Origin of the sequence: Enterobacter cloacae complex sp. 372C4 (assembly GCF_050030615.1) — a bacterium.
Taxonomy (GTDB): Bacteria; Pseudomonadota; Gammaproteobacteria; order Enterobacterales; family Enterobacteriaceae; genus Enterobacter; species Enterobacter intestinihominis.
Genome location: NZ_JBLGUQ010000001.1, coordinates 3,105,528 through 3,131,967, shown reverse-complemented (window position 1 = coordinate 3,131,967; position 26,440 = coordinate 3,105,528). Strand labels below are relative to the sequence as shown.

The following is a 26,440-nucleotide window of genomic DNA, read 5'->3' as shown; positions in this document are numbered from 1 at the left end:
GCCCTGATTCGCTTTTTACCCTCTCCCCTCTGGGGAGAGGGCAGGGTGAGGGGCGGAGTTTTCGTCACCCTTAATCTCGCGCTTCACTTCCGTATGTTCGTCACCTTTCTCGTTACGCAGGTGAACCTCAAGCTGATTGAAGGCGATATTAATGTTGTTTTCACGGCACAGACGGTCAATGGTGCGGTTCAGCTCATCGACGGTGTAGCTGCGATCGCGTAGTTCGCGTACGTACAGGCGCAGCTCATGATCCAGCGTGCTTGGCCCGAAGGTGGTGAAGAACACGTCAGGCGCAGGATCGTGCATCACTTTAGGATGTGATTTCGCGGCTTCCAGCAGGACCTCTTTCACTTTATCCAGATCTGAACCATAGGCCACCCCGAGTCGGACCACCACGCGCGTCGTAGTATCCGAAAGCGACCAGTTGATCAGTCGCTCGGTCACGAAGGCTTTGTTCGGGATGATCACCTCTTTACGATCGAAGTCAGTGATGGTGGTCGCACGAATACGGATCTTGCTGACGGTCCCGGAGAAGGTGCCGATGGTGACGGTATCGCCGATACGCACCGGACGTTCGAACAGGATTATCAGGCCAGAAACAAAGTTACCGAAGATCTCCTGCAAGCCGAAGCCCAGACCTACCGACAGCGCCGCCGCCAGCCACTGGAGTTTATCCCACGAGACGCCCAGCGAGCCGAATACCGTCATCGCCCCGACAATAATAATGACGTAGTTCAGGATGGTGGTAATGGCATACGACGCCCCCTGACGCAGGTTCAGCCTTGAGAGCACCAGCACTTCCAGCAGACCAGGCAGGTTGCGGCTCAACGCCCAGGCCACCACCGACGACACCAGCGCAAAGAGCAGGCTGCCCATGGTGACGCTTTTCATTACCGCAGCGCCCGCTTCGGTACCGTTGTATTGCCAGAGGGTGATACTGTCGAGGTAGGCGAAGACGGTAATTAAATCAGACCAGATGGCCCAGAACATCACCGCAAACAGCGCAATCATCACCAGCATGGTAATACGCATCGTTTGCTGGTTGACCTGCTCCAGGGCAATGGTCGGCTCTTCCTGCGGCTCAGCCCCTTCAGCCCCCTCTTTAACCTGATGCTGTCGACGGGCAACAGCACGACGATACGCAATGCGGCGCGCCGCCACGCTCAAACCGCGCAGCACGGTCTGGAACAGCAGGTTCCACAGGATCACCAGATACACGGTTTCAATCCAGCGGCCTGACAGACGAAGCGTGGTATAGAAGTAACCCGTTGCCGTCAGCACCATCAGCGCCAGCGGAATGATCGCCAGCACCGTTACGGTAACCAGACGAAGATTGTGGGACTCTTTATCACGCCAGCTGTCGCGGCACATCGGCCACATCAGGACGGCTATCAGCAGCAGGTTCAGCATAATTACCAGCTGTCCCAGCACGTCATCCATCAGATGCAGCGGCGAAAGCTCGGCCACAACGGACCAGAAGTGCAGCGGCAACAGCGCGAGGCTGATACGTACAATCTGGCGACGCCAGTGGCTGGTGAGTTTCTCCGGCATGTTGAAGTGTCGGACCGCGACGCCGTCTTTTTCCAGCACTTTCCAGCACAGACCAAACACCAGCCAGAACAGCGCCAGCTTTTTGCTGAACGCCCACAGCAGGTCGCTGATATTGAGCTGCATGGTCAACAGGATCAGGCCGACGGCGAGGATCAGCAGGCAGACCGGCAGAGCACGGATCAGATCGATCAGGATCGCTTTCGGGGTGTGCAGCTGGCTGTCGTTACGCAGTTGCCCCACTTCCGAGGCCAGCTTCGCCTGGTACTGCTTCAGCCATTTCAAACGCCAGCGTATTACTCCGGCGATGAGCAGCAAAGGCAGACCCGCAAGGAAGGCAATCATCACCGCAGGCCAGGCTTTCTCCCAGTTCACGGTAATTTTCATGCTTTTGATCTGGGATTTCAGCGTTTCAGGGAAAGATTTAAACCAGTCCCAGTCCATGGGTTTGTTGCTGTTCACCCAGAAAATCTGCTGGGTCAGGATCTCCTGGAGGCTTTTAGACACGCTCACCAGCTGCTGCTGGTTGATTTGCAGGTTAATCGCCATCATCAGCTGGTTGCCCAGCTGCTTATTAAGCTGATCGAGCAGTTCGCGGCGCATATCCACAACCTGCAACAGCGCGTCGTGAACTTCACCGTTTACTTCACTTGAATGGCCTTCTTCCACTTTGGCAACAAACGTATCGCTCTGGAACAGGGCATCGCGCTGCTGGTTAACGTCAAACTGTTCAAGACGCAAATCCGCAATGCGGTTGGTCATGTCTTCCAGCTCGTCGGCGGACGGCAGCGTCTGCTGCTGCTGGTAAAGAATGCGCGACAGCAGCAGGCTTCCCTTCAGGACGGCAATCTGCTCTTTGACATTGCGCTCAGCCTGCAAAGCGCGATCCAGCCAGTTTTTGACTTTAATATTCTGCTGCACCAGCGCGCTGCCGTTTTCAGTCGCCTGAATCAGGCGCTCGCTCAGCTGATGGTTAATTTCCAGCTCCTGCTTCACCAGCGGATTGGCCTGGATACGCGCCGTTTCGTCTGGCGAGACCGCTTCCTGCGCCGTTTTTTCGGTCAGCGTCAGGCGCTTGCTGTTCACCGCCTCCTGCAACAGCTGAAGCTGATGCTCGAGCCGGTTGATATTCGCGTTCACGTAGTCACGCTGTTTTTGCAGCGCATCCTGCAACACCGTGTTGCCTTCCAGACTCTTACGCTGCTGTTCAATCTCCGCGTTCAGCAGCGTCTGCTGGATGTTCAGCAGCGTTTGCTGGGTCGGTCGAAGCGCCCCTTCCCCCACGGTAATGCCATTCAGACGGTTACGTATCTGCTGTAGCTGTTGCGATGCAGAATACATGGCGTTCTGCACGCGCTCAGGCTGGGTTTGCAGCGAAACCAGCTGGCTGTTATAGGTCGAGAGATCGGACTGCGCCGTTTGCAGATCGTCCAGCAGCTGCGCCACGCGCGACTCAAGCTGGCGCAACGAAAGCGTGGCAAGCGTTTTTCGGGTTTCATCGTCGTTATCAACGTCGCTAAGCGCGTTCAGGGCCTCCGTTGCTTTACGCATGTTCTCCGGCGCCTGAGCGACCTTCTGCCGCAGCTGGGTCGTTTCGGCTTTGATGCGATCGATCTTATCCAGCGTATCCAGGGTTTCCGTCAGGTCCTGCTGAACGAGCTTTTCCTGGGCGGAGAGATCTTTTTGTTTATTCAGGGTGTCGAGTTGCGACTGAACCTCGGCACGCGTCGGGACGTCACTGCCGTTGTCTGCACGGGCCCAGGAATGCGGTGCGGCTGCAAAGAAAAACAGCAGGATCAAAAAAACGGCCAGAACAGAATGTGTCGAGCGATAGGTGTGCAGCATAGTCGTGAATGTGATCTGAGAAATGACCGAAAATAGTCGGGCGTGAAGAATATCACGCCCGGCTAAAGCAGAATAGCGGGAAGGTAATCCTCTAAGACATTTCCTGGAAAGATTCAGGCAGTAAGCGGCGCTCCCTCGCTGCGGAGGGTCGGGCAAAGCTGGCACATCTCCAGGAAAATCGCGACGTAGCTGCGCGCCTCTGATTTCAGATCGAACGACTGCGGGGCGAAAAGCCAGTTTTCCATCAGGCCGGAAATATAGCTGCGCATCAGGATCGCCGCCCGGCGCGTTAACAGCGTAGCGGGAAGCATGTCGGCCTGCATACATTCCTTAAGAACTTGCTCGATGCGATCGTAGCTTTCCAGACACAGGTCGCGCTGCGCCTGCTGAACCACCGCCATTTCGCCAACAAACTCACATTTATGGAAGATGATTTCCATCATCAGACGTCGGCGTTCTTCCACAACAGTCGCTTCAAGGATATATACTAATATTTCTCTTAATACTGAGAGTGGATCGTGAGGGAATTTTGCCCGATACTCACTCTCAAGATCGCTGATGCTGGACTCTGAAAGCTCCCAGATTTCACCAAACAGATCTGACTTGTCTTTAAAATGCCAGTAAATCGCTCCCCGCGTGACGCCCGCGGCCTGAGCAATCTGCGCCAGCGAGGTTGCCGAAACACCCTGCTGTGAGAACAAACGCATTGCCACATCCAGAATGTGTTGTCGGGTTTCCAGCGCTTGTTGTTTGGTTTTTCGTGCCATACGTTGATGAATTTACAGGAGTCAGATTTACATACATTTATGAATGTATGTACCATAGCATGACGATAATATAAACGCAGCAATGGGTTTTTAGACTCAGGACCCTTGATCAATTTGAAATCGGACACTCGAGGTTTACATATGAACAAAAACAGAGGGTTAACGCCTCTGGCGGTCGTTCTGATGCTCTCAGGCAGCTTAGCGCTTACAGGATGTGACGACAAAGAGGCTCAACAAGGAGCTCAGCAGGTGCCAGAAGTTGGCGTCGTGACGCTCAAATCCGAACCTCTCCAGATGACAACAGAACTACCGGGCCGCACCAGCGCCTATCGCATTGCAGAAGTACGTCCGCAGGTGAGCGGTATCATCCTGAAACGTAACTTCACCGAAGGCGGTGATGTGAAAGCAGGTGAGTCTCTTTATCAGATTGATCCAGCAACCTATCAGGCGTCTTATGAGAGCGCTAAAGGCGATCTGGCGAAAGCAGAAGCGGCAGCCAAAATTTCGCAACTGACGTTGAATCGTTACAAGAAACTGCTCGGCACGCAGTACATCAGTCAACAGGATTACGATTCTGCCCTGGCCGATGCACAGCAAGCCAATGCAGCCGTTGTGGCGGCGAAAGCGGCGGTAGAAACCGCGCGTATTAACCTCGCCTACACCAAAGTGACCTCCCCTATCAGCGGTCGCATTGGTAAATCAGCCGTCACCGAAGGTGCGCTGGTGCAGAACGGTCAAACCAACGCGCTGGCCACCGTGCAGCAGCTTGACCCGATCTACGTTGACGTTACACAGTCCAGCAACGATTTCCTGCGTCTCAAACAGGAGCTTGCCAGCGGACAACTGAAACAGGAAAACGGTAAAGCCAAAGTTGAACTGGTTACCAACGACGGTATCAAGTTCTCACAGACAGGCACACTGGAATTTTCTGATGTGACCGTCGATCAGACCACCGGCTCTATCACCATCCGGGCTATTTTCCCGAATCCGGATAAAACCCTGCTGCCGGGTATGTTCGTACGCGCCCGTCTTGAAGAAGGGACTAACCCAAGCGCCATTCTGGTTCCGCAGCAAGGTGTGACCCGTACGCCACGCGGCGATGCGAGCGCGCTGGTTGTGGGTGCCGATAACAAAGTCGAAACACGCAATATCACTGCAACGCAGGCGATTGGCGACAAGTGGCTGGTAACGGAAGGTCTGAAAGATGGCGATCGCGTGATTATTACTGGTTTGCAAAAAGTTCGTCCTGGCGCGCAGGTCAAAGCTCAGGAAGTGAAATCTGACGACAAACAACAAGCGTCGGCCGCTGGCCAGTCAGAACAAACCAAGTCTTAACTTAAACAGGAGCCGTTAAGACATGCCTAATTTCTTTATCGATCGCCCCATATTTGCGTGGGTGATCGCCATTATCATCATGCTGGCCGGGGGACTTGCGATCCTGAAGCTGCCTGTTGCGCAATATCCAACGATTGCGCCGCCGGCAGTGACGATCTCCGCAACCTACCCGGGCGCTGATGCCAAAACGGTGCAGGACACCGTTACGCAGGTTATCGAACAGAACATGAACGGTATCGATAACCTGATGTACATGTCCTCAAACAGTGACTCAACCGGTACAGTTCAGATTACCCTGACCTTTGAATCCGGTACGGATGCGGACATTGCGCAGGTTCAGGTGCAGAACAAACTGCAGCTGGCGATGCCCCTGCTGCCGCAGGAAGTGCAACAACAGGGTGTGAGCGTCGAGAAATCGTCCAGTAGCTTCCTGATGGTTGTCGGCGTGATTAACACCGATGGCACCATGACGCAGGAAGATATTTCCGACTACGTGGGCGCCAACATGAAGGACGCCATCAGCCGTACGTCTGGTGTGGGTGACGTTCAGCTGTTCGGTTCACAGTACGCGATGCGTATCTGGATGGATCCGAATAAGCTGAACAACTTCCAGCTGACCCCGGTTGACGTGATCAGCGCAATTAAAGCGCAAAACGCCCAGGTTGCAGCCGGTCAGTTAGGCGGCACGCCGCCGGTGAAAGGCCAGCAGCTTAACGCGTCTATCATCGCGCAAACGCGTCTGACCTCGGCGGATGAGTTCAGTAAAATTCTGCTGAAGGTGAATCAGGACGGTTCGCAGGTTCGCCTACGTGACGTGGCGAAAGTGGAGCTGGGTGGCGAGAACTACGACGTTATTGCGAAGTTCAACGGTAAACCGGCTTCCGGTTTAGGTATCAAACTGGCGACTGGGGCGAACGCCCTGGACACCGCGACGGCTATCCGTGCAGAACTGAAGAAGATGGAACCTTTCTTCCCGTCAGGTCTGAAAATTGTTTACCCGTATGACACCACGCCGTTCGTTAAAATTTCGATTCACGAAGTGGTAAAAACCCTGGTTGAGGCGATCATCCTCGTCTTCCTGGTAATGTACCTGTTCCTGCAAAACTTCCGCGCAACGCTGATCCCAACCATCGCCGTGCCGGTTGTACTGCTCGGCACCTTCGCGGTTCTGGCGATATTTGGCTATTCGATAAACACCCTGACGATGTTCGGGATGGTGCTCGCCATCGGCCTGCTGGTGGATGACGCCATCGTAGTGGTCGAAAACGTTGAGCGTGTGATGGCGGAAGAAGGCCTGCCGCCGAAGGAAGCAACCCGTAAATCAATGGGCCAGATCCAGGGCGCGCTGGTCGGTATCGCGATGGTTCTGTCTGCGGTATTTATCCCGATGGCCTTCTTCGGGGGTTCAACCGGTGCGATTTACCGTCAGTTCTCTATTACCATCGTTTCCGCGATGGCGCTGTCGGTGCTGGTAGCCCTGATCCTGACGCCAGCCCTGTGTGCGACCATGCTGAAGCCGATTAAGAAAGGTGGCCACGGCGAGCACAAAGGGTTCTTCGGCTGGTTTAACCGCATGTTTGATAAGAGTACGCATCACTACACCGACAGCGTGGGGAACATCCTGCGCAGCACCGGTCGTTATCTGCTGCTCTATATCATCATCGTGGTGGGCATGGCTTTCCTGTTTGTTCGTCTGCCAAGCTCGTTCCTGCCAGATGAAGACCAGGGCGTGTTCCTGAGCATGGCTCAGCTTCCGGCGGGTGCGACGCAAGAACGTACGCAAAAAGTGCTGGATGAGATGACCGACTACTTCCTGACCAAAGAGAAAGACAACGTCGAATCCGTGTTTGCGGTTAACGGCTTTGGCTTCGCGGGTCGTGGTCAGAACACCGGTATTGCCTTCGTTTCTCTGAAAGACTGGTCCGAACGTCCGGGTGATGAGAACAAAGTTGAAGCCATTACCAACCGGGCCATGGGTACCTTCTCACAGATTAAAGATGCGATGGTCTTCGCCTTTAACCTGCCAGCGATTGTTGAACTGGGTACGGCGACCGGCTTCGACTTCCAGCTGATTGACCAGGGCGGTCTGGGCCACGAAAAACTGACTCAGGCGCGTAACCAGCTATTTGGCGAGGTGGCTAAACACCCTGACCTGCTGGTGGGCGTGCGTCCTAACGGTCTGGAAGATACGCCGCAGTACAAGATCGATATCGACCAGGAAAAAGCACAGGCGCTGGGTGTGTCCATCAGTGACATCAATACCACGCTGGGTGCAGCCTGGGGTGGCAGCTACGTCAACGACTTCATCGACCGTGGTCGCGTGAAGAAAGTGTACGTCATGTCCGAAGCGCAATACCGTATGCTGCCGAACGATATCAACAACTGGTACGTTCGCGGCAGTGATGGCCAGATGGTGCCGTTCTCCGCCTTCTCAACTTCGCGCTGGGAATACGGTTCGCCGCGTCTGGAGCGTTATAACGGCTTGCCATCGATGGAGATCCTCGGTCAGGCGGCGCCGGGCCGAAGCACCGGTGAAGCCATGAACCTGATGGAAGAGTTGGCCAGCAAACTGCCTGCGGGTATTGGCTACGACTGGACCGGTATGTCCTATCAGGAACGTCTGTCCGGTAACCAGGCCCCTGCCCTGTACGCCATTTCACTGATTGTGGTGTTCCTGTGTCTGGCAGCATTGTATGAGAGCTGGTCGATTCCGTTCTCCGTTATGCTCGTGGTTCCGCTGGGGGTTATCGGTGCGCTGCTTGCCGCAACCTTCCGAGGGCTGACTAACGACGTTTACTTCCAGGTGGGCCTGCTGACAACCATTGGCTTGTCGGCGAAGAACGCGATACTTATCGTCGAATTCGCCAAAGATCTGATGGAGAAAGAAGGTAAAGGCCTGATTGAAGCAACGCTTGAAGCCGTTCGTATGCGTCTGCGTCCAATCCTGATGACGTCCCTGGCGTTTATCCTCGGCGTTATGCCGCTGGTTATCAGCTCAGGCGCAGGCTCCGGCGCACAGAACGCGGTAGGTACCGGTGTAATGGGTGGTATGGTCACTGCGACCGTTCTCGCCATCTTCTTTGTACCGGTGTTCTTCGTGGTGGTACGTCGCCGCTTTAGCCGCAAAAATGAAGATGTGGAGCACAATCATTCGGTAGAACATCACTGATACCGGTTTCACATGATAAAAAGGCCGCATTTGCGGCCTTTTTCATTTTCAGAAAAATTCATAAAATAGTCTTATTGTCGTTTTATTTATTTTCACCCGTCCTGATAAGACTTATCATAATAATCCGATAAGCTAATCGTAGAATTCAGCATTCTTTTAATATCAATTCATCGCCTAAAATATTCGGACAAATCCTAAATCATCGTAAATGCCGAAGACATCTGAATCCGGACTTCAAATGAAACATTGCGCTAACTCAATGAATCTTAAGGAACGGATTAAAAAAAGGGTTTCTCTCGATAAAAGTGTTCGCGTCAGAGGTCACATTTGCGTAAGCGCTCGCAAGGAAACGTTTTAATTGTAATTTTTCGTAATAGCGCGGTGAAATCCTGATCAGAGTGGCTTATAGTTAGAGTTATCAGGAACACAGCTCCCGTGTGGCTAAGCAAATTGTATCCATCCCGACATGATGTTCGGTGAGTAAAAAATCACTCAGAAGGGGATGCGCTATGGACGAGTACTCGCCAAAAAGGCATGATATCGCGCAGTTGAAATTTCTCTGCGAATCCTTGTACCATGACTGCCTTGCCAATCTTGAAGAAAGTAACCATGGCTGGGTGAACGATCCAACGTCTGCTATCAATTTACAGCTTAATGAGCTGATCGAGCATATCGCAACCTTCGCACTTAATTATAAAATTAAGTACAATGAAGATAATAAGTTGATAGAGCAAATTGATGAATACCTGGACGACACCTTTATGTTGTTCAGCAGCTACGGCATTAACGCACAGGATTTGCAGAAATGGCGTAAATCAGGAAACCGTCTATTTCGCTGCTTCACGAATGTCAGCAGAGCTAATCCGGTTAGTCTTTCCTGTTAAAATTATTACAAATACTAAGGTGAATTTTATGTCTGATAAACCATTAACTAAAGTCGATTATTTGATGCGCCTGCGACGCTGTCAGTCAATTGACACGCTCGAACGTGTTATTGAGAAAAATAAATACGAGCTGTCTGATAATGAACTGGCGGTATTTTATTCAGCTGCCGACCATCGTCTTGCTGAACTGACTATGAATAAACTCTATGACAAGATCCCCTCTTCGGTATGGAAATTTGTTCGTTAGTCGTTGAAGAGAGACTTTAAGGCACTACGCCCGTTGTTAAGCTGAATTTACCTTTCGTATTACGCTTCAAGTGCAAACGCCAGGTCCCCGTATAAAACGTATTTATACGCAAGAATGTTGTGACTCCCGTCACAGCCACTTTTAGGGAACGTTCCCTTTCTGGCTAATCCTCTTTACGCTACGTAAAACGATTCCAGAGAGGTTCCCATGAGTGAAGAAAAACAGAAGATGATTGCCGGTGAATATTATCGCCCCGGCGATGACACGCTGAGGGCTGACCGTTTACGCGCTCGTCATATTGTTCACCGCTATAACCATACCGCACCCGATGAGAAGGCCGAACGTCGCGCCTTATTAGCTGACCTGCTGGGTCAAAGCGAAGGCGCTTATATTGAGCCGAGCTTCCGCTGCGACTACGGCTATAACATCTATCTGGGCAACAATTTTTACGCCAACTTCGACTGCGTCATGCTGGACGTCTGCCCTATCCGCATTGGCGATAACTGTATGCTCGCACCGGGGGTGCACATTTATACAGCCACGCATCCTCTGGACGCGACCGAACGTAACAGCGGGCTGGAGTACGGTAAATCGGTCACCATAGGCCATAACGTCTGGATCGGCGGACGCGCGGTGATTAATCCGGGCGTGACCATTGGCGATAATGCGGTTATCGCTTCCGGCGCGGTAGTGACCAAAGACGTGCCGGCCAATGCGGTAGTGGGCGGGAATCCGGCGAAAATCATTAAAATGATCTAAGCGCATCCTGAGTAACTGTTATGCTTTTTCCTGGCATAACTGTTACTTTCATCGCATAAACCCCTCTCATAAAATAGGCAGATCACCTGTATTTTTAACAATCATAAAGGCAAAAAATGACAGAGATACAGCGCCTGCTTACCGCCACCATCGACGAGCTCAATACCCGCGAAAAGCGCGACAATCGTCCGCGCTTTAGCATCAGCTTTATTCGCAAACATCCCGGATTGTTCGTCGCCATGTACGCCGCCTGGCTGGCAACGCTTATCGTCATGCTGAAGTCTGAAACGCTGGTCGATTCCGTCTGGCTGCTGGTTGTGCTGTTCGTGGTGTTTAACGCGTTTTTCTTTTTCGACGTCAATCCGCGTTACCGGTATGAAGATATCGACGTACTCGATTTCCGCGTCTGCTACAACGGGGAGTGGTACAACACGCGTTACGTGCCGAAGGAGCTGATCGACAGCATCCTGCACTCGCCGGCTGTCGAAGCCGGGCAAAAAGAGAAGTTGCAGAAAATGGTCATCACCAAGGGCCAGCTCTCTTTTTATGATGTCTTTACCCTTTCCCGCCCCGCTGCTGTGTAATGAGCGCCTGAAGACGTCGAATACCCGGCGCAAACTGCGAAGCAGAGGTATTGCCGTAACCTAAAACCAGACCGGTTTGCCCCTGCGTCGTCTCAAGGTAGTACCCGCTCAGTGCAGCGGGTGCCAGCTGAAACGCTCTTGCCTGCTCCACCAGCCGCTGGTCGTCGATACCGTCAATCGCCAGCGCCAGGTGCATCCCTCCTTCTCCGGCAAGAACACGGTGCGGCGTATGAAGCTCTGCACTTAGCACCTCCCGCAGCTGGCGGTATCGCTTACGATAAAGTCGGCGCATGGCGGCAAGATGTCGCGCATAGTTGCCTTCCTCAATAAATAGCGCCAGGGTGCGCTGTTCAGCGCGATGCCCGCCGCGCAGCAGCGAGCCGATGGCCGGACGCGCTGCCTTCGCCAGCGCTGGCGGTAATACCATGAACCCCATTCTGAGCGACGGAAACAGCGTTTTGCTGAACGTCCCCAGATACACAACGGGCGCATTGTTGACCATTCCCAGCATCGCCGGTACGGGCTCACCGGCATAACGGAATTCGCTGTCGTAATCGTCCTCAATGATCCACGCGCTGTGCTGCCGGGCCAGTTCCAGCAGCGCCAGACGCCGCCGCGCGCTGAGCACGCTTCCGTAAGGGAACTGATGCGATGGCGAGGTAAAAATCAGCGTGGGTGAAGGCGCACACAGCCCTTCCCAGCACATCCCCTCGTCATCAACCGGTATGCCGCTCATCGCCAGGCCGGTTTTGACGAAAGCGCTTTTAGCGCCGCTATAGCCGGGATTTTCAACCCAGGCGACATCCCCCGGCTCGCTTAACAGCATCGTGCACAGATTGACGCCCTCCAGTGCCCCTTCGGTTATCACAATCTGGCTGGCATCGCAGTCAATGCCGCGGGAGAGCGCAAGATGGCGGGCAATGGCGGCCCGTAGCGTCGGCTCGCCGGCCGGGTCACCATACCCTAACAGGGCGCTCCCCTCCTCGCGCAGGACGCGATCGTATAACCGCCGCCACAGCGGCAAGGGGAAATAGTTGATGGCAGGCGTTCCTGGCGTAAATGCCATCACCGGAGTGTCGCGCGGCACAGGCGCGGGCAGCAGGGCAACACGTTTTGTCAGTCTGACGTCCGGGTCCGGTAATGTCCGGGTAATCGTACGATGAGCGAATTGCCCCACCCGCGTACCCTGGCGGCTACGCTGCAAATAACCTTCGAGCGTGAGCTGGTCCAGCGCCGCATTAACGGTGTTTCGGGACACCGAGATCTGCTGCGCCAGCGTTCGCGAGCCGGGCAAATGACTGCCGGACCGAAGCCTTCCGCACAGTATGGCCTCCCGCAAAGCAAGGTAGAGCGCGCGCTGGAGCGTTTCTTCCCCACGTTTTTTCAGCGCAGCATGGAGCAGGGTGTATAGCTCATCACCCGGTATATTCATCTTTACCTCCTCGTGGTACCAGCAAAACATAGCCTGGTGGTTCTTTTTAAGGAACCAGTAATTCACTAATCTGGAGATCTTTTCAACATCGTGGAAATAAAGATGAGTGTATTCAATGAGTTTGGACAACCTGTAGGGGAAAGCCTTGCCGACTGGCAGCCTCGCCCGCCCCCGTCCCGGGTGGTACTTCAGGGTCGCTATTGTCGGCTTGAGCCGCTGCGCGTGGAGCATGCCCACGCGTTGTTCTCTGCGTATTCCCTGGCCGGAGATACTCGAAGCTGGACGTGGCTGCTGCGTGAACCCGATGCCACCGCAGAGGAGTTTGCCGAATGGGTGGCGAGCGTGAGCAAATTATCCGATCCCATCCACTTTAGCGTTATCGATAACCAGACCCAATCTCCTGTCGGGACGCTGTCCCTTATGCGGATCGATCCTAAAAACGGCGTTGTAGAAGTGGGACATGTTCACTTCTCGTCACTGTTAAGCCGCACGCCCATGTCGACAGAAGCGCAGTATCTGCTGATGCGGTACGTGTTCGATACCCTGGGCTACCGACGTTATGAATGGAAGTGCAACAGCCTGAACGAACCCTCCCGCAAAGCGGCCCTGCGTCTTGGGTTTCAGTTTGAAGGGCGTTTTCGCCAGGCGCTGGTCATTAAAGGCCGAAACCGGGACACCGACTGGTTTTCAATTCTCGACAAAGAGTGGTCAGCGCTGGCGAGCGCGTTTGAAAGCTGGCTTGCCACCGACAATTTTACCGTCGATGGCAAACAGAAAAGATCCCTGGAAAGCTGGCGAGAAACGCGCCTCTAGCGTCTTTTTTTACGCCCCTGCACCGCCTTAAAGCGCGGGTTAGATTTGCAAATCACGTATAAGCGTCCCTTGCGTTTGACTATCTGGCAATCCGGGTGACGCTGTTTTGCACTGCGCAATGAGTTAAGCACCTGCATGATTAGCCTCGCTTCGCATCAAGAAAGCCACCAAAACGCTTGCGGAAGCGTGCCGCGCTGCCATCCGTCGAGAAGGTCTTCTGCTTCCCGGTATAAAACGGATGTGATTTAGAGGAGACATCAAGAGTAACGTAGGGATACGTTTTCCCCTCAAGTTCAATTTCACGGTCTGTCTTAATCGTTGAGCCAACTTTAAAATATTCATTAGCCGTGGTGTCGTGAAACACAACGGTGCGATAGGTTGGATGGATATTCGGTTTCATTTCTGGCCTTCATGTGTTGTTATAACATAACAAAATACTATCTGAGCTTTGCTGCAAAAACAACCCCTGTGACGCACAGCCTGTTTTTGAAAGGTTTTCAAATACTGCCAGAGACTGTTACATGCTATAACTATATCATTTAGCGATAAAAAATTTTTCCTCTGGCGCGCAAACTCCATGCCCTGGTCGGGCATATGGAAAGGATACAGCAGCATGCGAACCCGACATCTGGTCAGCCTGGTGACAGGCGTACTGATCTTCTCTGTGCTGGTCCCTGTGTGCCTCAGTATCTGGCTGGCGCATCGTCAGGCAGAGGCGAAATTTGTGGATGCACTGGACAGATATGCCTCGCGCGTCCTGATCCGTACCGACAGAGTCGTTGCGCAGGCAAAACAGGCGCTCACGCACCTACAGTTGTTCAACGCCCCGCCCTGCACTCCTCCGCACTTACGCGAAATGCGTCGTGTCGCGTTCTCATGGCGCTATATTCAGGAAGTGATGTATATCGATAACCTGAAGCCGCTCTGCTCCTCTCTGGAACAATCCAGTAATACGGCGATCTTACCGCCCCCGATGCGGATCACCGCAGACGGGTATAGCGCGTGGCTCACCTCGCAAAACGACCTCGGCATTCACCGTTATATGGCCGTTCTGGGGAAAGGACATTATCTGGTAATGGTCGATCCGGCGTCGCTTGTGGATGTTGTCCCGTTCGGTGACATTTCGATGGATGCCGCCCTGGTGGGCAGCGAAACCCATCGGATATTTGCCAGAAGCAATATTCTCGACCCGTATATTCTTTCTGTCGTTAAGGAGCAGCAGGACGTTAAGCGCGTGCAATACAACGGCTCGATGTACGTGTTGAAACCGGTGCCAGAACTGGGGCTTACGGTTATTGCCTGGGCATCGTTAAAACCGCTCGCGGCATCCTGGCATCAGCAGCTGATCATCTGGCTACCGGCTGGCATATTGATAAGCCTGGTTGCAGCCCTTATTGTGCTTCGCATCCTCCGCCGTTTGCTTTCCCCGCGTAACCGGCTGATCGACGCGATCAACAACCGGGAGATCGAGGTTCACTATCAGCCCATTGTGGCGCTATGCAGTGGAAAACTGGTGGGTGCAGAAGCGCTGATGCGCTGGCCGCAGCCAGATGGCAGTGACCTGTCGCCTAATCTCTTTGTTCCCCTGGCGGAGCAGACGGGGCTTATTTCAACGCTGACACAGCTGGTGGTGAATAAGGTGTTTGAGGATTTAGGTGCCTGGCTGCATCATCACCCGGAACTGCACATTTCTGTCAACCTTGCACCATCCGATTTAACGTCCCCCGAGCTGCCTCGCCTGCTGAGTCAATTGCTCAACAAATGGGGCGTCCACCCGCGCCAGATCGCCCTTGAATTGACCGAGCGCGGCTTTGCCGATCCTGCCGTCAGCGCCCCTGCCATCGCTGCGTTTCGGCGCTCCGGGCATGCCATCTACATTGATGATTTTGGTACGGGTTACTCCAGCCTGAGCTATTTGCAGGATCTTGATGTCGATACCCTGAAGATTGATAAATCCTTTGTGGACGCGCTGGAGTATAAGAACGTGACTCCCCACATCATCGAAATGGCCAAATCGCTTAAGCTGGCGATGGTCGCAGAAGGCATTGAAACTGAAGGGCTGCTAGAATGGTTGCATCGCCACGGCGTGCAGTACGGACAGGGCTGGTATTTCAGCAAGGCGCTGCCTAAAGAAGATTTCATTCGCTGGGCCGAGCACAACCTCAGGAAATAAACCCATTGCGCGGTGTTACGTGCGGCCACGGCAGTGGCCGCACGTATCGGCTCAGCCGTTCTGCTGCCAGCAAAACGTGTAGCGCAGCCGACGGTTTTGCAGAATGAAGGCGGGAGCTACGCTCGGGCTCCATGAGTCGTCCCCCCCCACGCCCATGTGGAAGGCATCAAGATTCAACCAGCAGCCAGCCTCTTCCCGCAGCAAGTGCTGATGCGTTGTCGTATGCAGTTGCTGCTGGCTGTAACGGCTCAGGGAGAAATGGAACTGTCCCTGGAAGTGATGTGAGCCAAACGTCAGCTCACGGGTGTCGCAGCGTAAACCGTTCTCCGTCGGGAAGATATACGGCGTCTGCATGGCGTCCAGCGGTAACGCCCAGCGCCCCTGCTGCGCCGCCAGTTTTCTGTCCGGATAATTCTCCAGCGGGCCCAGCCCCAGCCAGCGCACCGTTTGCGGGATATCCGCCAGCATAACGCTCAGGCCCACGCGAGCGGGCTCAGGAATGTCAGACGCCACCGTCACCTGCACATCACCGTGCAGTAACCCGTGGTCATCAATCCGCCAGACCTTGTAGCTGATAAACAGCGCTTTACCCTGATGCTCCCAGACGTGCTGCGTGGTCACCACCGCCTCACGGGCATGCTGTTCCGCTTCACACTGGATAAGGCGCGAGGATATCTCATACATCCCTGCCGCTTTCCAGCGTTCCACCCACGCGTTCGGATCGATGCGGGTCGCCTCGCTGACGCCAATGTCATTATCCAGCGGCGCCCGGGTAAAGTTATCCGTTAGCGGGGAACGGAGCGTTTCAGCGCCCGCGTTCCACCACTGGGTCAGGTTGCCGGTGAGACGGCTAAACTGCCAGCGCTGCTGCTGATGAGTGATGTCCAGCACCTCTTCCTGCACCGTTAACTGTGGTGGGGTTCCGTCTGCTTTCGGTGGCGTAAGGTACAGCGGAGCCGGGAGCGGCCACTGATCCCAGGCACAACGGTGGCCGGACGGCGACCACGGCGTGGCCTGCGGCTGAACGATCTCCACGTTGAGCCAGACCTCGCCCGGTTCAGCGACAAGTTCAGTCTGCGGGATCTCAACGCGCTGTGTTCCCTGGGGCGCAACAGAAAGGGTTATTTCGCCGGAAGCCAACACCGCACCGTCACGCGCCACCGACCATCGCAGACTCTCGTTGTCAGTATGACGGAACAGATAATCGCTCTGGATATCGACGACCAGCGGAGCGGTGCTCACCAGCGTAAAGGTAAAGAACTGCTGGGCACGCTGTGCCTCGTAAAGGGCGGGATGCGGGGTGCGATCGGGAAACACCAGCCCGTTGAGGCAGAACTGACGATCGTTGGGCTTATCGCCAAAATCGCCGCCGTAGGCCCAGAATGCCGTGCCGTCTTCCGCTTTTTTCGTCAGTGCCTGATCGACCCAGTCCCAGACAAAGCCGCCCTGCAACCGGGGATGGCTGCGGAATGCCTGCCAGTAGCTGGCAAAGCCGCCAAAGCTGTTACCCATCGCGTGGGCATACTCGCACAGGATCAGCGGACGGGTTTCGTCCGGCATACCAATCCACTTTTTAATCGACCACTTTGGCACCGCCGGGAACGGCTGATCCTGATCGACGCGGGCATACATCGGGCAAATAATATCAGTTGCCGCCGTACTGGCCCCCCCGCCTTCGTACTGCACCGGCCGCGTGGAATCGGTGGTTTTCAGCCAGCGGTACAGCGCATCGTGATTCGCCCCATGCCCGGACTCATTCCCCAGGGACCAGATGATGATGGACGGATGATTCCGGTCCCGCTGCACCATACGCGTGACGCGTTCGCTCATGGCAGGCAGCCAGCGCGGATCGTCCGCCAGGCGGCTCATCGGCACCATGCCATGGGTTTCAATATTCGCCTCATCGACCACGTACAGGCCGTAGCGATCGCAAAGCGTGTACCACAGAGGGTGATTCGGATAATGCGAGCAGCGCACGGCATTGAAGTTATGCTGCTTCATCAGTTCGATGTCGCGGCGCATGGTCGCCTCATCCATCACCTGCCCCTTCTCAGGATGATGTTCATGACGGTTCACGCCGCGGATCAGCAGCGGTTTGCCGTTAAGCTTCAGCAGGCCGTTGCTGATTTCGACGCGTCTGAAACCGACATCGCAGGCTTCAGTCTCCAGCATGTTGCCCTGCACATCCCGAAGCGACATGGTCAAACGATAGCGTTCCGGTGTTTCAGCGCTCCACAGCGCGGGATTGTTCACGGGTATCGCCACCGTGAGCCGCTCCGCCCAACTGCCGCGTTCGTCCACGATGGCCGATCCGGGCTGTTGCGTGATTTGCGCGCAGGCTTCGCCGTTACGCCACAGGGTAAACGCCACCTCGCATTCGGCATAGCGTAAGCCTTCCAGCGCAACGTCAACCCGGAGCAGCGCCCGATCGCATTCGGCATTCAGATCGGTCACGATCTGATAATCGGCAATCCGCGTTTCCGGCTTGTGCAGCAGCGAGACGTCACGGAAAATGCCGCTCATCCGCCACATGTCCTGATCTTCCAGGTAGCTTCCGTCGCACCAGCGTAACACCATCACCGCCAGGCGGTTCTGCCCCGGTCGCAGCACCGCGCTGAGGTCGAACTCCGCAGGCAGACGGCTGTCCTGGGAATAGCCTATCCACTGGCCGTTACACCACAGATGAAAAGCTGAATTCACCCCATCAAAGATAATGCGGGTTTGCCCGCTGAGCAGCCAGGCATCATCCATCTCAAATGTGAGCGAGTAACAACCGGTTGGGTTTTCAGCCGGTACATAGGGCGGGTTCACATTTATCGGATAGGTGACGTTGGTGTAGATGGGGGTATCGAATCCCTCCATCTGCCAGTTCGACGGCACGGGCATCTCAACGGCATCAGACAGATCGTCCGTTACCCATGCCTCGGGCACCTGCTCTGGTGCCGGGAAAAAGCTGAATCGCCAGATGCCGTTAAGCAGACGCTTGCTCAGCGAAGGCTTATCCTCCCGGGCGAGGGTTTCATCGCGCCAGCTATGAAAAGGCGCGTGTGCGGCCAGACGATTCCACTGCGTCACGCCCGGGTTTTCCCAGTCACGACGAGCCAGAATTGCGCTGAGGGTCAGCGGCAATGTGGAAGACATATCAACCTCTTTACGAAGCGCTCACAATTTTAGTCAACATGCCCTGGTAAACGGTGGTGGTAAAGACTTTGATCGTCGCCAGGCGAGCACGATCACAAAAGTGCTAGCTGCGCGCCAGTTTCTCCGCCAGCAGCGCCAGCGTTCTTAGCTGTTGCGCCAGCTCTTCACGATCGGCCTGTTGTACGGCGCGCGGCGCGGTGGAATGACGAACGATCAACGTAACGGGAAGTTGTTGTTGCCAGGGTTCGGCGTGACGGGCAGTTGCCAGGAGCCACTCCACGCTGCGTTCACCGGCCTCGCGGAACGCCTGCCGAACGGTGGTCAGCGGAGGGGAAAACCACGCGCTGTCAGCCGTATCATCAAACCCGACAACCGAGATCTGCCCCGGTACCGCAACGCCTCTTTCCGCACAGGCGCGTAAAACGCCAAGCGCCATCTGATCGTTCGCCACAAGGATCGCCTCCGGCAGCTGTGCGCCCGCCAGGAGTTGATGCCCTTTCTCGTAGCCTGAAGCCGCGCTCCAGTCGCCCTGCGCCACCGCAAACGCCTCCACGCCAGCCTGAGCCAGCGTAGTTTTCCATCCCGCCAGGCGAGCCCGGGCAGAGACAGAACTTTCCGGCCCGGCGAGCAGCGCAATTCGCCGGTGCCCCAGCGAAAGCAGATGCTCCGCCCCCAGGCCAGCGCCCTGTTCAGCATTGAAAACGAGGCTGTTAACCCGAGCTGTGGGGGAAACATCAAGAAAAAGAACCGGGGTCGGCGAGGCCATTTCCTGAAGCATTTCTGCCTGAGCATCTTCCAGCGGAACGTTCACCAGCAGCGCCTCCACGCGCTGCGCCAGTAACTCCTGCAAAGCAGCCTGACACTGCGCGGGCTGCTCCACCATAGAGATGAGCACGCCAGCCCCCTGCTCCACTGCCCGGGATTTTACAGCTGAGGCGATTTGCGACGGCGCATGCAGCGCCAGATCGCTGGTCATCAGCCCCAGCGTGCGGGTGCGTTTTCCGGCCAGCTGCTGCGCGCCACGGTTAGGTACATAGTGTAGCGCCGCCATGGCCTGTCGGACCTTTTCCCGCGTACGGGCAGAAACGTGTTCCGCGTCGTTAATCACCCGGGAAACGGTCTGATAAGAAACGCCCGCTACGCGGGCAACGTCATAAAGAGTGATCGCTTTCATAGATTCTGGCGTCGTAAAAGGTAGTCACTATTCTGACACAGTTACGCCATTATAGCCTGTGAGCGCTTCGCAAAATTAAGCAATCCGCTCCGGCTGCGCGGCTTTCTGCATGCGCGGTCTCTGGCGAAACCACGGCAAACAAAGCTGGATCAGCGGGCCGATGGTTAACGCATACAGCACGGTTCCGACGCCAAACGCTCCCCCGAGGAGGTAGCCGACGATCAACACGGTCACCTCGATTGCGGTACGCACGCTGCGGATCGACCAGCCCAGCCGGGCGTGTATGCCGGTCATCAGGCCGTCGCGTGGGCCTGCGCCAAAACCCGCGCCGATATACATTCCGGTGGCAAGGGCGTTAACCACAATGCCGGAAACCAGCAGGGTGATGCGCACGGGCAGCGAGGTGAGTTCCGGGATCAATGCCATTGACGCATCTGCCGCCAGGCCAATACAAATCACGTTACTGACCGTACCCAGCCCCGGAAGCTGACGCAGCGGGATCCATAGCAGCAGCACCGCAGCCCCGGTTAAAATCATCACCGTGCCGATGCTCATTCCGGCCTGGATGGCGACGCCAAGGTGAAAAACATTCCAGGGATCAACACCCAGATCCGAACGAATAAACATCGCGGTTGAAAGTCCGTAAAGGGCTAAACCGACATAAAGTTGTACCAGACGACGCACCATTTTCTCTTCTCCGAAGAACCAGCTTCCATCTTCGCTGAAAATGGCACTATGATTAATGTCCAGTTTTCAAATAGTGGACTGCACATGTCATCACGTCGTTTTGGAAGCCAGTCTCTGGTTCGCCTGTTAGGGCACTGGCAACAAACCTCTTCCCGCACCCCGCGGTGGCGCCAGCTGGCTGACGCGTTACGCCTGTTAATTCTGGATGGCAGGCTGGCGCTAAACACGCGCCTGCCCGGAGAGCGGGAACTGGCCGCCGCACTGGACATCAGCCGCACCACCATCAGCAGCGCGCTGGCGCATCTGCGTGAAGAGGGTTTTCTGGAGAGCCGTCACGGCAGCGGTTCCCGGGCGATCCTGCCAGACAGCCGGGCCGTGCCCACGCTTTCCACTGCCAGCGCGGCGCTGGATCTCTCAACCGCCGCGCTCAACGCAGGGCCAGAGATCCATCAGGCCTACACCCACGCGCTGACGACCATTACGCCGAATCTGGCGCTGACCGGGTACGATCAGCTTGGGCTTCCAGCGCTGCGTGAAGCTATCGCCGCCCGCTACACCGCACGCGGTCTGCCCACCCGGGCAGACGAAGTGATGGTGGTGAACGGTGCCGTCAGCGGCTTCGCCCTGATCTTAAGAATGATGACCGGGCCCGGGGATCGCGTAGTGGTGGATCATCCCACCTACCCGCTGGCGATAGCCGCGATTCAGGGGGCGCAATGTCGGCCCGTGGGCGTCTCGCTGCCAGAAACGGGCTGGGATACCGATGGTTTTGCCGCAACGCTTGCCCAGACAGCCCCGCGTCTGGCCTATCTAATGCCGGATTTTCATAATCCGACCGGGCGCTGCATGGATGCCGCGACGCGTCAGACCATAACCGACATCGCCGCGCAAACCCGCACCACGCTGGTGGTGGATGAAACCATGGTCGATCTCTGGTTCGATGCTCCCCCGCCGCCGCCGCTGGCCGCCTTTAACCCGGAGGCCGCGGTGATTACGCTGGGTTCCGCAGGCAAAAGCTTCTGGGGTGGGCTTCGTCTCGGCTGGATCCGCGCCTCGTCCCGCACTATCGCCACGCTCGCACAGACGCGCGATACGCTGGATCTGGGCTCTCCGGTGCTGGAACAGCTGGCCACGCTGTGGCTTATCGAAAACAGTGAAACCTTCCTGCCTGCCCGGCGGGAAATGCTGGCAGAACGGCGTGACCGCTGTGGCCAGATGTTACGGGAGCATTTCCCCGAATGGCGGTTTCAGGAAGCGGAGGGAGGACTTTCATACTGGATTGAACTACCCGGCATGCTGGCGACTCAACTGGCGGCACGTGCGGAAACGACAGGCATCATTATGGGCACCGGCACGCGCTTTGGGCTTTCAGGCGCGTTTGACCGCTACCTGCGTATGCCCTTCTCACTCAATTCGCCAGAACTTGAAGAGGCATTACTGCGTATCAAACCGCTGTGGCTTGCCTTAAATAAAAGTACACCGCCAGTAAAACGGAGCCTGGTGTAAATTATTCGCCAGAAACAATAAAAACAGCTGACTGTAACGCATGCAGTCAGCTGTTTTCATGAAGAACAACTTAATGTTGAGGAGGAATCGGGAAGCCTTTCAGCGAAATAATGAAATTTTCACCTTCTTTCTTTATTTTCGCACCGGTATCACACCAGTCAGACGCAATTCGAAAGAACTCATCACTTCCTACATTCCAGCCAAGACGAACATGTTTCACATAGCCCGAACGTAACAGATTGCAGGCCTCGTTGTAATCGCTGGCAGTCGATAGTTGTTGTTTCATTTTCTCTTCTTCAGAAGTTTACGTAGTGCTTTGATTTCTTTAGGAGTAAATGGATTTACGCTCTCTTCTTCCGTATGCTGATTATCAACATCCTCTTCCGATACTCCCGCCTCTTCTACTGCTTCAAATGCCAGCAGCAGCAGTTTCTCTGTGGTCACGCTTAAATTCTCATTATTGTCTTCCGCATAGTGGCGGAGTCTTTCTTTTAGCGCTTCATCAATTTTAACGTTTAAAACCGCAGTTACCATGATTGTCACATCCTTTCGGAACACGTGTTTAATTTAATACACGAAGATAAGTTTGTTATCCAGATATATATTTTTTTGCTTATGACAACAAAAAGACGCCCGATAATAAAATGACAGTCTATTATTACAGGTTTATGACATTATTATTTCAGTTCAATGAAGGAGATATTGCACGAACAAAATAGGCACATAATTGAGAAGGTTTATATAGGGGGAAACTTCAGAGAAGAACACAAATGGGTGGGGGCCCTGCCAGCTACATCCCGGCACCCACGTCGTCTGCCCTGGCTGCTTCCTTCCGGACCTGACCTGGTGAACAGAGTAGCGTTGCGGGAGAACCAACAGAGCCCCCATTGAGAGCGTTGATAACCAACGCGCTGGCGCATTATCCCTGTGGAGCACCTCAATTGCAAGCCGCTGGCAACTGGATGCTGGATTATTGCGCAAACTGACCCGACAATCTTCTTTATCTTCGTATAACATTACCTTTCGCTGAATTCCCGCTGGAGAAACAATGGACGAACACGACTCTTTCCCACAGCGAGTGTGGCAAATCGTGGCCTCGATTCCGGAAGGCTGTATCACGACCTATGGGGAAGTCGCCCGACTGGCGGGCTCTCCGCGCGCAGCGCGTCAGGTTGGCGGCGTGCTAAGAAGGCTTCCGGAGGGAAGTACGTTACCATGGCACCGGGTCGTTAATCGCCATGGCGCCATTTCCCTCACCGGGCCAGACTTGCAGCGCCAGCGTCAGGCATTACTCTCAGAAGGGGTACAGGTGTCCGGGACGGGACAGATAGATATGCAGAAGTATCGCTGGGAATACTGACGCCCTCTCCCGTCAAAATGAAGAGGGCGAAAGAAAGTTACAACTGTGTTGGCGGTGTAGGCAAGGTCGGCTGATTGGTCTGCGTTGCCACAGGCACTTCAGTCTGCTGCACCGGGACCAGGGTCAGGTCGATTTTGGTGCCCCCTTTGTTGACCGCTTCCTGCACGGTATCGGTGATAAAGACCAGCTTATCGTTGATCGTTACCGCCGCGCTCAGGAGGATACGCGCGTTAGGCTGAACGTCAGACGGGTTGTACGGCAGCACGAAGCTGAACGGCGCCTGTTTACCCTCTGTACGAACTGCACGCTGTGCAAGGACTTTAGACGGTGCATCCGCCAGTGACGCATCGGATAACGTGACCGTTAAAACCGCGTCCGGCGGCAGAGCGACTTTCTGTTTGATCCAGATGGTACCGGACACGTTAGGCTGTCGAATAGCTTGCTGTGAAAGGGTGTTAATCCCGTTTGGGGTCGCCGTTGGTACCGCTACATCGGCACTCTTATCCGCACAGGCGGACAACGCCACCGCCATTGCAACACCGCTTAACATAGGCACGAGTTTCATTGAAGTCTCCTTATCATCAATGCACCGGCGGGATCGATCCCATCCGATGTCGTTTTATTCACATAACGTAAACAAGTGTGGCACAAATCACGGATTTATGCCTAATTTTGCCCAGGTATTAAGATAATTCTACCCATCGGACCACTATCGTTTCTGCGTTATACTCAGCGTATCTTTCGCCACGGCGTTTATTGAGGACCACTATGAGTCAGGCACTGAACAATCTGCTGACATTGCTGAACCTGGAAAAAATAGAAGAAGGGCTTTTTCGCGGACAAAGCGAAGATTTAGGCTTACGCCAGGTTTTTGGGGGCCAGGTCGTGGGGCAAGCGCTATATGCCGCTAAGGAGACCGTTCCGGCAGACCGTCTGGTGCACTCATTCCACAGCTACTTTTTACGCCCCGGTGACAGCGCTAAACCGATTGTGTACGACGTGGAAGTTCTGCGTGACGGCCAAAGCTTCAGCGCTCGCCGTGTGGCGGCCATCCAGCATGGGAAACCCATCTTCTACATGACCGCCTCCTTCCAGGCGCCAGAGCCGGGCTATGAGCATCAAAAACAGATGCCGTCTGCCCCATCGCCGGACGATCTGAAATCGGAAACCGAAATTGCCCGCACACTCGCACATCTGCTGCCGCCGCAGGTAAAAGAGAAGTTTCTGTGCGATAAACCGCTGGAGATCCGCCCGGTCGAATTTCATAACCCAATGAAGGGGCATACTGCTGAGCCCACCCGCCAGGTGTGGATCCGCGCCAACGGCAGCGTACCGGCAGACTTGCGCGTGCATCAGTATCTGCTGGGTTATGCGTCGGATTTCAACTTCCTGCCGGTTGCGCTACAGCCGCACGGCGTGGGATTCCTGGAAAAAGGGATGCAGGTCGCCACGATTGACCATTCCATGTGGTTCCATCGTCCTTTCGACATGAACGAGTGGCTGCTTTACAGCGTAGAAAGTACCTCTGCGTCCAGCGCACGCGGTTTTGTTCGCGGGGAGTTTTACACCCAGGATGGTGTGCTGGTGGCTTCTACCGTGCAGGAAGGTGTGATGCGTAATCGAGGGTGAGGTAAAAAGCCCGGTCGCTACGCTTACCGGGCCTGCAAATTTCACTTTTTCAGGCCGGGTAAGGCGAAGCCACCCCCCGGCAAGGCACTCAAATTATGCGTTGTACGCATTCTCGCCGTGGCTGTTGACGTCCAGACCTTCGCGCTCCTGCTCTTCCGGTACGCGCAGCCCCACGGTCATATCGGCCAGCTTGTAGCCGATAAAGGCTACAACGCCCGACCAGACAACCGTAATCGCGATACTTTCAAGCTGGACCAGCACCTGATGCATCATGGTCACGCCTTCAGCATAACCCACGCCGCCCAAAGATTGTGCAGCAAAGATACCGGTCATGATACAGCCGATAATGCCGCACACACCGTGTACGCCGAATACATCACACGGATCGTCAACGCGCAGAATACGTTTCAGTGCGGTAACGCCCCACAGCCCCGCCAGTCCTGCGACGATACCGATCAGCAGCGCACCGCCCACGCCCACGTAACCGCACGCTGGCGTAATACCTACCAGACCGGCAATCGCCCCGGAACAGGCACCCAGCAGGGATGGCTTGCCGCGAACGGCCCACTCGCCAAATACCCATGAGAGGATAGCGCCGGCGGTTGCCACAACGGTATTCACGAAGGCCAGCGCGGCGATTTCGTTAGCGGCGCTGGCTGAACCTGCGTTGAAGCCGAACCAGCCAAAATAGAGGATGGCGGTGCCGGTAAAGACCATCGGCAGATTGTGCGGCTTAAATGCTTCCTTCCCGAAGCCCACGCGCTTACCAATCAGGTATGCGCCTACCAGACCTGCTACCGCGGCGTTGATGTGCACAACGGTACCGCCCGCAAAGTCCAGCGCGCCATGGGAAGCCAACAGACCACCGCCCCAGACCATATGCGCAATCGGGACATAGGAGAGCGTCAGCCAGACCACCACGAAAATCAGTACCGCAGAGAAGCGGATACGCTCAGCCAGCGCGCCCACAATCAGCCCCACGGTGATGCACGCGAATGAGCCCTGGAACGCGACATGAATATACTGATAGAAGCTGCCCATTACCGCGGTCAGTTCGATATTTTTCAGCATCGCCCAGTTAACGTTGCCGAAGAAGGCGTTGCCCTCCCCGAAGGCCAGCGAGTAACCGTAAACCACCCACAGCACGCACACCAGCGCGAACGTGACGGCAACCTGCGTCAGCATGGAGAGTACGTTCTTGCCGCGGATCAGGCCGCCGTAAAACAGCGCGATCCCCGGAATCGTCATGAACAGCACCAGCGCGGTGCAAATCATCATAAAGGCATTATCGGCTTTGTCTGCCACAGCAGGTGCAGCCATTGCCAGGCCCGGCAGCAGTGCCAGCGAACCCAGACCTGTTTTCATTGTTGCTTTCATCATTTTCTCG

General features: G+C 55.2%; 23 protein-coding genes and 1 other RNA gene. 11 read left to right on the top strand and 13 right to left on the bottom strand.

Annotated features, from left to right (window positions below; translation table 11 throughout):
• Positions 1-15: 15 nt before the first annotated feature.
• Complete coding sequence (gene mscK, locus ACQG11_RS15125; protein ID WP_426728517.1) at positions 16-3,393, bottom strand: mechanosensitive channel MscK; 3,378 nt, start codon at positions 3,391-3,393, stop codon at positions 16-18.
• A gap of 113 nt (positions 3,394-3,506) precedes the next feature.
• Entirely contained in the window at positions 3,507-4,160 is a 654-nt protein-coding gene (gene acrR, locus ACQG11_RS15120) for a multidrug efflux transporter transcriptional repressor AcrR (RefSeq protein ID WP_032624732.1), read from the bottom strand.
• A gap of 141 nt (positions 4,161-4,301) precedes the next feature.
• Here acrR and acrA point away from each other — a divergent pair, with 141 nt between their 5' ends.
• The 6 genes from acrA (at position 4,302) to ACQG11_RS15090 (ending at position 11,138) form a co-directional block, all read left to right on the top strand.
• Positions 4,302-5,495 (top strand): multidrug efflux RND transporter periplasmic adaptor subunit AcrA, encoded by a 1,194-nt coding sequence (gene acrA, locus ACQG11_RS15115; RefSeq protein ID WP_022647272.1) that lies wholly within the window; start codon positions 4,302-4,304, stop codon positions 5,493-5,495.
• 22 nt (positions 5,496-5,517) lie between these two features.
• Positions 5,518-8,664, top strand: coding sequence for a multidrug efflux RND transporter permease subunit AcrB (gene acrB / locus ACQG11_RS15110; RefSeq protein ID WP_023299464.1), 3,147 nt, complete (start codon positions 5,518-5,520; stop codon positions 8,662-8,664).
• A 509-nt stretch (positions 8,665-9,173) separates the two neighbouring features.
• Positions 9,174-9,548 (top strand): Hha toxicity modulator TomB, encoded by a 375-nt coding sequence (gene tomB / locus ACQG11_RS15105; protein WP_006809850.1) that lies wholly within the window; start codon positions 9,174-9,176, stop codon positions 9,546-9,548.
• A 28-nt stretch (positions 9,549-9,576) separates the two neighbouring features.
• On the top strand, positions 9,577-9,795 hold the full coding sequence (locus ACQG11_RS15100; RefSeq protein ID WP_015571250.1) for an HHA domain-containing protein: 219 nt from the start codon (positions 9,577-9,579) through the stop codon (positions 9,793-9,795).
• Between the two features lie 207 nt (positions 9,796-10,002).
• The gene (maa, locus tag ACQG11_RS15095) at positions 10,003-10,554 is read left to right on the top strand and encodes a maltose O-acetyltransferase (RefSeq protein ID WP_022647270.1); all 552 of its coding nucleotides are present in this window, start codon (positions 10,003-10,005) and stop codon (positions 10,552-10,554) included.
• 116 nt (positions 10,555-10,670) lie between these two features.
• On the top strand, positions 10,671-11,138 hold the full coding sequence (locus ACQG11_RS15090; protein ID WP_022647269.1) for a YlaC family protein: 468 nt from the start codon (positions 10,671-10,673) through the stop codon (positions 11,136-11,138).
• On the opposite strand, the gene ACQG11_RS15085 is transcribed toward ACQG11_RS15090, so the two are convergent.
• Positions 11,110-12,570 (bottom strand): PLP-dependent aminotransferase family protein, encoded by a 1,461-nt coding sequence (locus tag ACQG11_RS15085; RefSeq protein ID WP_426728516.1) that lies wholly within the window; start codon positions 12,568-12,570, stop codon positions 11,110-11,112. The genes ACQG11_RS15090 and ACQG11_RS15085 overlap by 29 nt on opposite strands.
• A 102-nt stretch (positions 12,571-12,672) precedes the next feature.
• On the opposite strand from ACQG11_RS15085, the gene ACQG11_RS15080 reads away from it, so the two are divergent.
• The gene (locus ACQG11_RS15080) at positions 12,673-13,383 is read left to right on the top strand and encodes a GNAT family N-acetyltransferase (protein WP_045307888.1); all 711 of its coding nucleotides are present in this window, start codon (positions 12,673-12,675) and stop codon (positions 13,381-13,383) included.
• On the opposite strand, the gene ykgO is transcribed toward ACQG11_RS15080, so the two are convergent.
• Together ykgO and ACQG11_RS15070 are read right to left on the bottom strand one after the other, a co-directional pair.
• A complete protein-coding gene (ykgO, locus tag ACQG11_RS15075; RefSeq protein WP_003859006.1) occupies positions 13,380-13,520 on the bottom strand; it encodes a type B 50S ribosomal protein L36 in 141 nt (46 codons plus the stop codon). The genes ACQG11_RS15080 and ykgO overlap by 4 nt on opposite strands.
• Before the next feature lie 2 nt (positions 13,521-13,522).
• A complete protein-coding gene (locus ACQG11_RS15070) occupies positions 13,523-13,783 on the bottom strand; it encodes a type B 50S ribosomal protein L31 (RefSeq protein ID WP_015571255.1) in 261 nt (86 codons plus the stop codon).
• A gap of 213 nt (positions 13,784-13,996) precedes the next feature.
• Here ACQG11_RS15070 and ACQG11_RS15065 point away from each other — a divergent pair, with 213 nt between their 5' ends.
• Positions 13,997-15,556, top strand: a complete 1,560-nt coding sequence (locus ACQG11_RS15065; RefSeq protein WP_426728515.1) for an EAL domain-containing protein — start codon at positions 13,997-13,999, stop codon at positions 15,554-15,556.
• Between the two features lie 51 nt (positions 15,557-15,607).
• On the opposite strand, the gene ACQG11_RS15060 is transcribed toward ACQG11_RS15065, so the two are convergent.
• From ACQG11_RS15060 to ACQG11_RS15050, 3 genes are all read right to left on the bottom strand, one after another.
• Positions 15,608-18,697: a beta-galactosidase gene (locus ACQG11_RS15060; RefSeq protein WP_426728514.1), complete on the bottom strand. Its 3,090-nt coding sequence runs from the start codon at positions 18,695-18,697 to the stop codon at positions 15,608-15,610.
• A gap of 103 nt (positions 18,698-18,800) precedes the next feature.
• Complete coding sequence (locus ACQG11_RS15055) at positions 18,801-19,871, bottom strand: LacI family DNA-binding transcriptional regulator (protein WP_426728513.1); 1,071 nt, start codon at positions 19,869-19,871, stop codon at positions 18,801-18,803.
• Positions 19,872-19,946: 75 nt separating this feature from the next.
• Positions 19,947-20,558, bottom strand: coding sequence for a YczE/YyaS/YitT family protein (locus ACQG11_RS15050; protein ID WP_022647263.1), 612 nt, complete (start codon positions 20,556-20,558; stop codon positions 19,947-19,949).
• A gap of 84 nt (positions 20,559-20,642) precedes the next feature.
• Between ACQG11_RS15050 and ACQG11_RS15045 the strand changes: the two genes are divergently transcribed.
• A complete protein-coding gene (locus tag ACQG11_RS15045; protein WP_303756487.1) occupies positions 20,643-22,064 on the top strand; it encodes a PLP-dependent aminotransferase family protein in 1,422 nt (473 codons plus the stop codon).
• A gap of 70 nt (positions 22,065-22,134) precedes the next feature.
• Here the strand turns inward: ACQG11_RS15045 and ACQG11_RS15040 are convergent, their stop codons facing one another.
• The 3 genes from ACQG11_RS15040 to ffs form a co-directional block, all read right to left on the bottom strand.
• Positions 22,135-22,350 carry a hypothetical protein gene (locus tag ACQG11_RS15040; protein ID WP_006809861.1) on the bottom strand — a complete coding sequence of 72 codons (216 nt, stop codon included), beginning with the start codon at positions 22,348-22,350 and terminating at the stop codon, positions 22,135-22,137.
• Complete coding sequence (locus tag ACQG11_RS15035; RefSeq protein WP_022647261.1) at positions 22,347-22,598, bottom strand: hypothetical protein; 252 nt, start codon at positions 22,596-22,598, stop codon at positions 22,347-22,349. The genes ACQG11_RS15040 and ACQG11_RS15035 overlap by 4 nt, the downstream gene beginning before the upstream one ends.
• Before the next feature lie 247 nt (positions 22,599-22,845).
• Positions 22,846-22,942, bottom strand: an RNA gene (ffs, locus tag ACQG11_RS15030) — signal recognition particle sRNA small type.
• A gap of 170 nt (positions 22,943-23,112) precedes the next feature.
• Here ffs and ACQG11_RS15025 point away from each other — a divergent pair.
• A complete protein-coding gene (locus ACQG11_RS15025; protein ID WP_426728512.1) occupies positions 23,113-23,424 on the top strand; it encodes an MGMT family protein in 312 nt (103 codons plus the stop codon).
• 37 nt (positions 23,425-23,461) lie between these two features.
• Here the strand turns inward: ACQG11_RS15025 and ACQG11_RS15020 are convergent, their stop codons facing one another.
• Positions 23,462-23,989 (bottom strand): YbaY family lipoprotein, encoded by a 528-nt coding sequence (locus tag ACQG11_RS15020; protein ID WP_022647259.1) that lies wholly within the window; start codon positions 23,987-23,989, stop codon positions 23,462-23,464.
• A 203-nt stretch (positions 23,990-24,192) separates the two neighbouring features.
• On the opposite strand from ACQG11_RS15020, the gene tesB reads away from it, so the two are divergent.
• The gene (gene tesB / locus ACQG11_RS15015; protein WP_045307883.1) at positions 24,193-25,053 is read left to right on the top strand and encodes an acyl-CoA thioesterase II; all 861 of its coding nucleotides are present in this window, start codon (positions 24,193-24,195) and stop codon (positions 25,051-25,053) included.
• A 93-nt stretch (positions 25,054-25,146) separates the two neighbouring features.
• Here the strand turns inward: tesB and amtB are convergent, their stop codons facing one another.
• Positions 25,147-26,433 carry an ammonium transporter AmtB gene (amtB, locus tag ACQG11_RS15010; protein ID WP_022647257.1) on the bottom strand — a complete coding sequence of 429 codons (1,287 nt, stop codon included), beginning with the start codon at positions 26,431-26,433 and terminating at the stop codon, positions 25,147-25,149.
• Between the last annotated feature and the right edge of the window lie 7 nt (positions 26,434-26,440).

Bases quoted from the DNA above. Each gene is read 5' to 3' on its own strand.
- ACQG11_RS15100 (WP_015571250.1), top strand. From the start codon at position 9,577: ATGTCTGATAAACCATTAACTAAAGTCGATTATTTGATGCGCCTGCGA.
- ACQG11_RS15060 (WP_426728514.1), bottom strand. From the start codon at position 18,697: ATGTCTTCCACATTGCCGCTGACCCTCAGCGCAATTCTGGCTCGTCGT.
- ACQG11_RS15080 (WP_045307888.1), top strand. From the start codon at position 12,673: ATGAGTGTATTCAATGAGTTTGGACAACCTGTAGGGGAAAGCCTTGCC.
- acrR (WP_032624732.1), bottom strand. From the start codon at position 4,160: ATGGCACGAAAAACCAAACAACAAGCGCTGGAAACCCGACAACACATT.
- ACQG11_RS15050 (WP_022647263.1), bottom strand. From the start codon at position 20,558: ATGGTGCGTCGTCTGGTACAACTTTATGTCGGTTTAGCCCTTTACGGA.
- ACQG11_RS15085 (WP_426728516.1), bottom strand. From the start codon at position 12,570: ATGAATATACCGGGTGATGAGCTATACACCCTGCTCCATGCTGCGCTG.
- mscK (WP_426728517.1), bottom strand. From the start codon at position 3,393: ATGCTGCACACCTATCGCTCGACACATTCTGTTCTGGCCGTTTTTTTG.
- amtB (WP_022647257.1), bottom strand. From the start codon at position 26,433: ATGATGAAAGCAACAATGAAAACAGGTCTGGGTTCGCTGGCACTGCTG.
- ACQG11_RS15040 (WP_006809861.1), bottom strand. From the start codon at position 22,350: ATGAAACAACAACTATCGACTGCCAGCGATTACAACGAGGCCTGCAAT.
- ACQG11_RS15065 (WP_426728515.1), top strand. From the start codon at position 13,997: ATGCGAACCCGACATCTGGTCAGCCTGGTGACAGGCGTACTGATCTTC.
- ACQG11_RS15070 (WP_015571255.1), bottom strand. From the start codon at position 13,783: ATGAAACCGAATATCCATCCAACCTATCGCACCGTTGTGTTTCACGAC.
- ACQG11_RS15035 (WP_022647261.1), bottom strand. From the start codon at position 22,598: ATGGTAACTGCGGTTTTAAACGTTAAAATTGATGAAGCGCTAAAAGAA.
- ACQG11_RS15090 (WP_022647269.1), top strand. From the start codon at position 10,671: ATGACAGAGATACAGCGCCTGCTTACCGCCACCATCGACGAGCTCAAT.
- ykgO (WP_003859006.1), bottom strand. From the start codon at position 13,520: ATGCAGGTGCTTAACTCATTGCGCAGTGCAAAACAGCGTCACCCGGAT.
- ACQG11_RS15025 (WP_426728512.1), top strand. From the start codon at position 23,113: ATGGACGAACACGACTCTTTCCCACAGCGAGTGTGGCAAATCGTGGCC.
- tomB (WP_006809850.1), top strand. From the start codon at position 9,174: ATGGACGAGTACTCGCCAAAAAGGCATGATATCGCGCAGTTGAAATTT.
- acrB (WP_023299464.1), top strand. From the start codon at position 5,518: ATGCCTAATTTCTTTATCGATCGCCCCATATTTGCGTGGGTGATCGCC.
- acrA (WP_022647272.1), top strand. From the start codon at position 4,302: ATGAACAAAAACAGAGGGTTAACGCCTCTGGCGGTCGTTCTGATGCTC.
- maa (WP_022647270.1), top strand. From the start codon at position 10,003: ATGAGTGAAGAAAAACAGAAGATGATTGCCGGTGAATATTATCGCCCC.
- ACQG11_RS15055 (WP_426728513.1), bottom strand. From the start codon at position 19,871: ATGAAAGCGATCACTCTTTATGACGTTGCCCGCGTAGCGGGCGTTTCT.
- ACQG11_RS15045 (WP_303756487.1), top strand. From the start codon at position 20,643: ATGTCATCACGTCGTTTTGGAAGCCAGTCTCTGGTTCGCCTGTTAGGG.
- tesB (WP_045307883.1), top strand. From the start codon at position 24,193: ATGAGTCAGGCACTGAACAATCTGCTGACATTGCTGAACCTGGAAAAA.
- ACQG11_RS15020 (WP_022647259.1), bottom strand. From the start codon at position 23,989: ATGAAACTCGTGCCTATGTTAAGCGGTGTTGCAATGGCGGTGGCGTTG.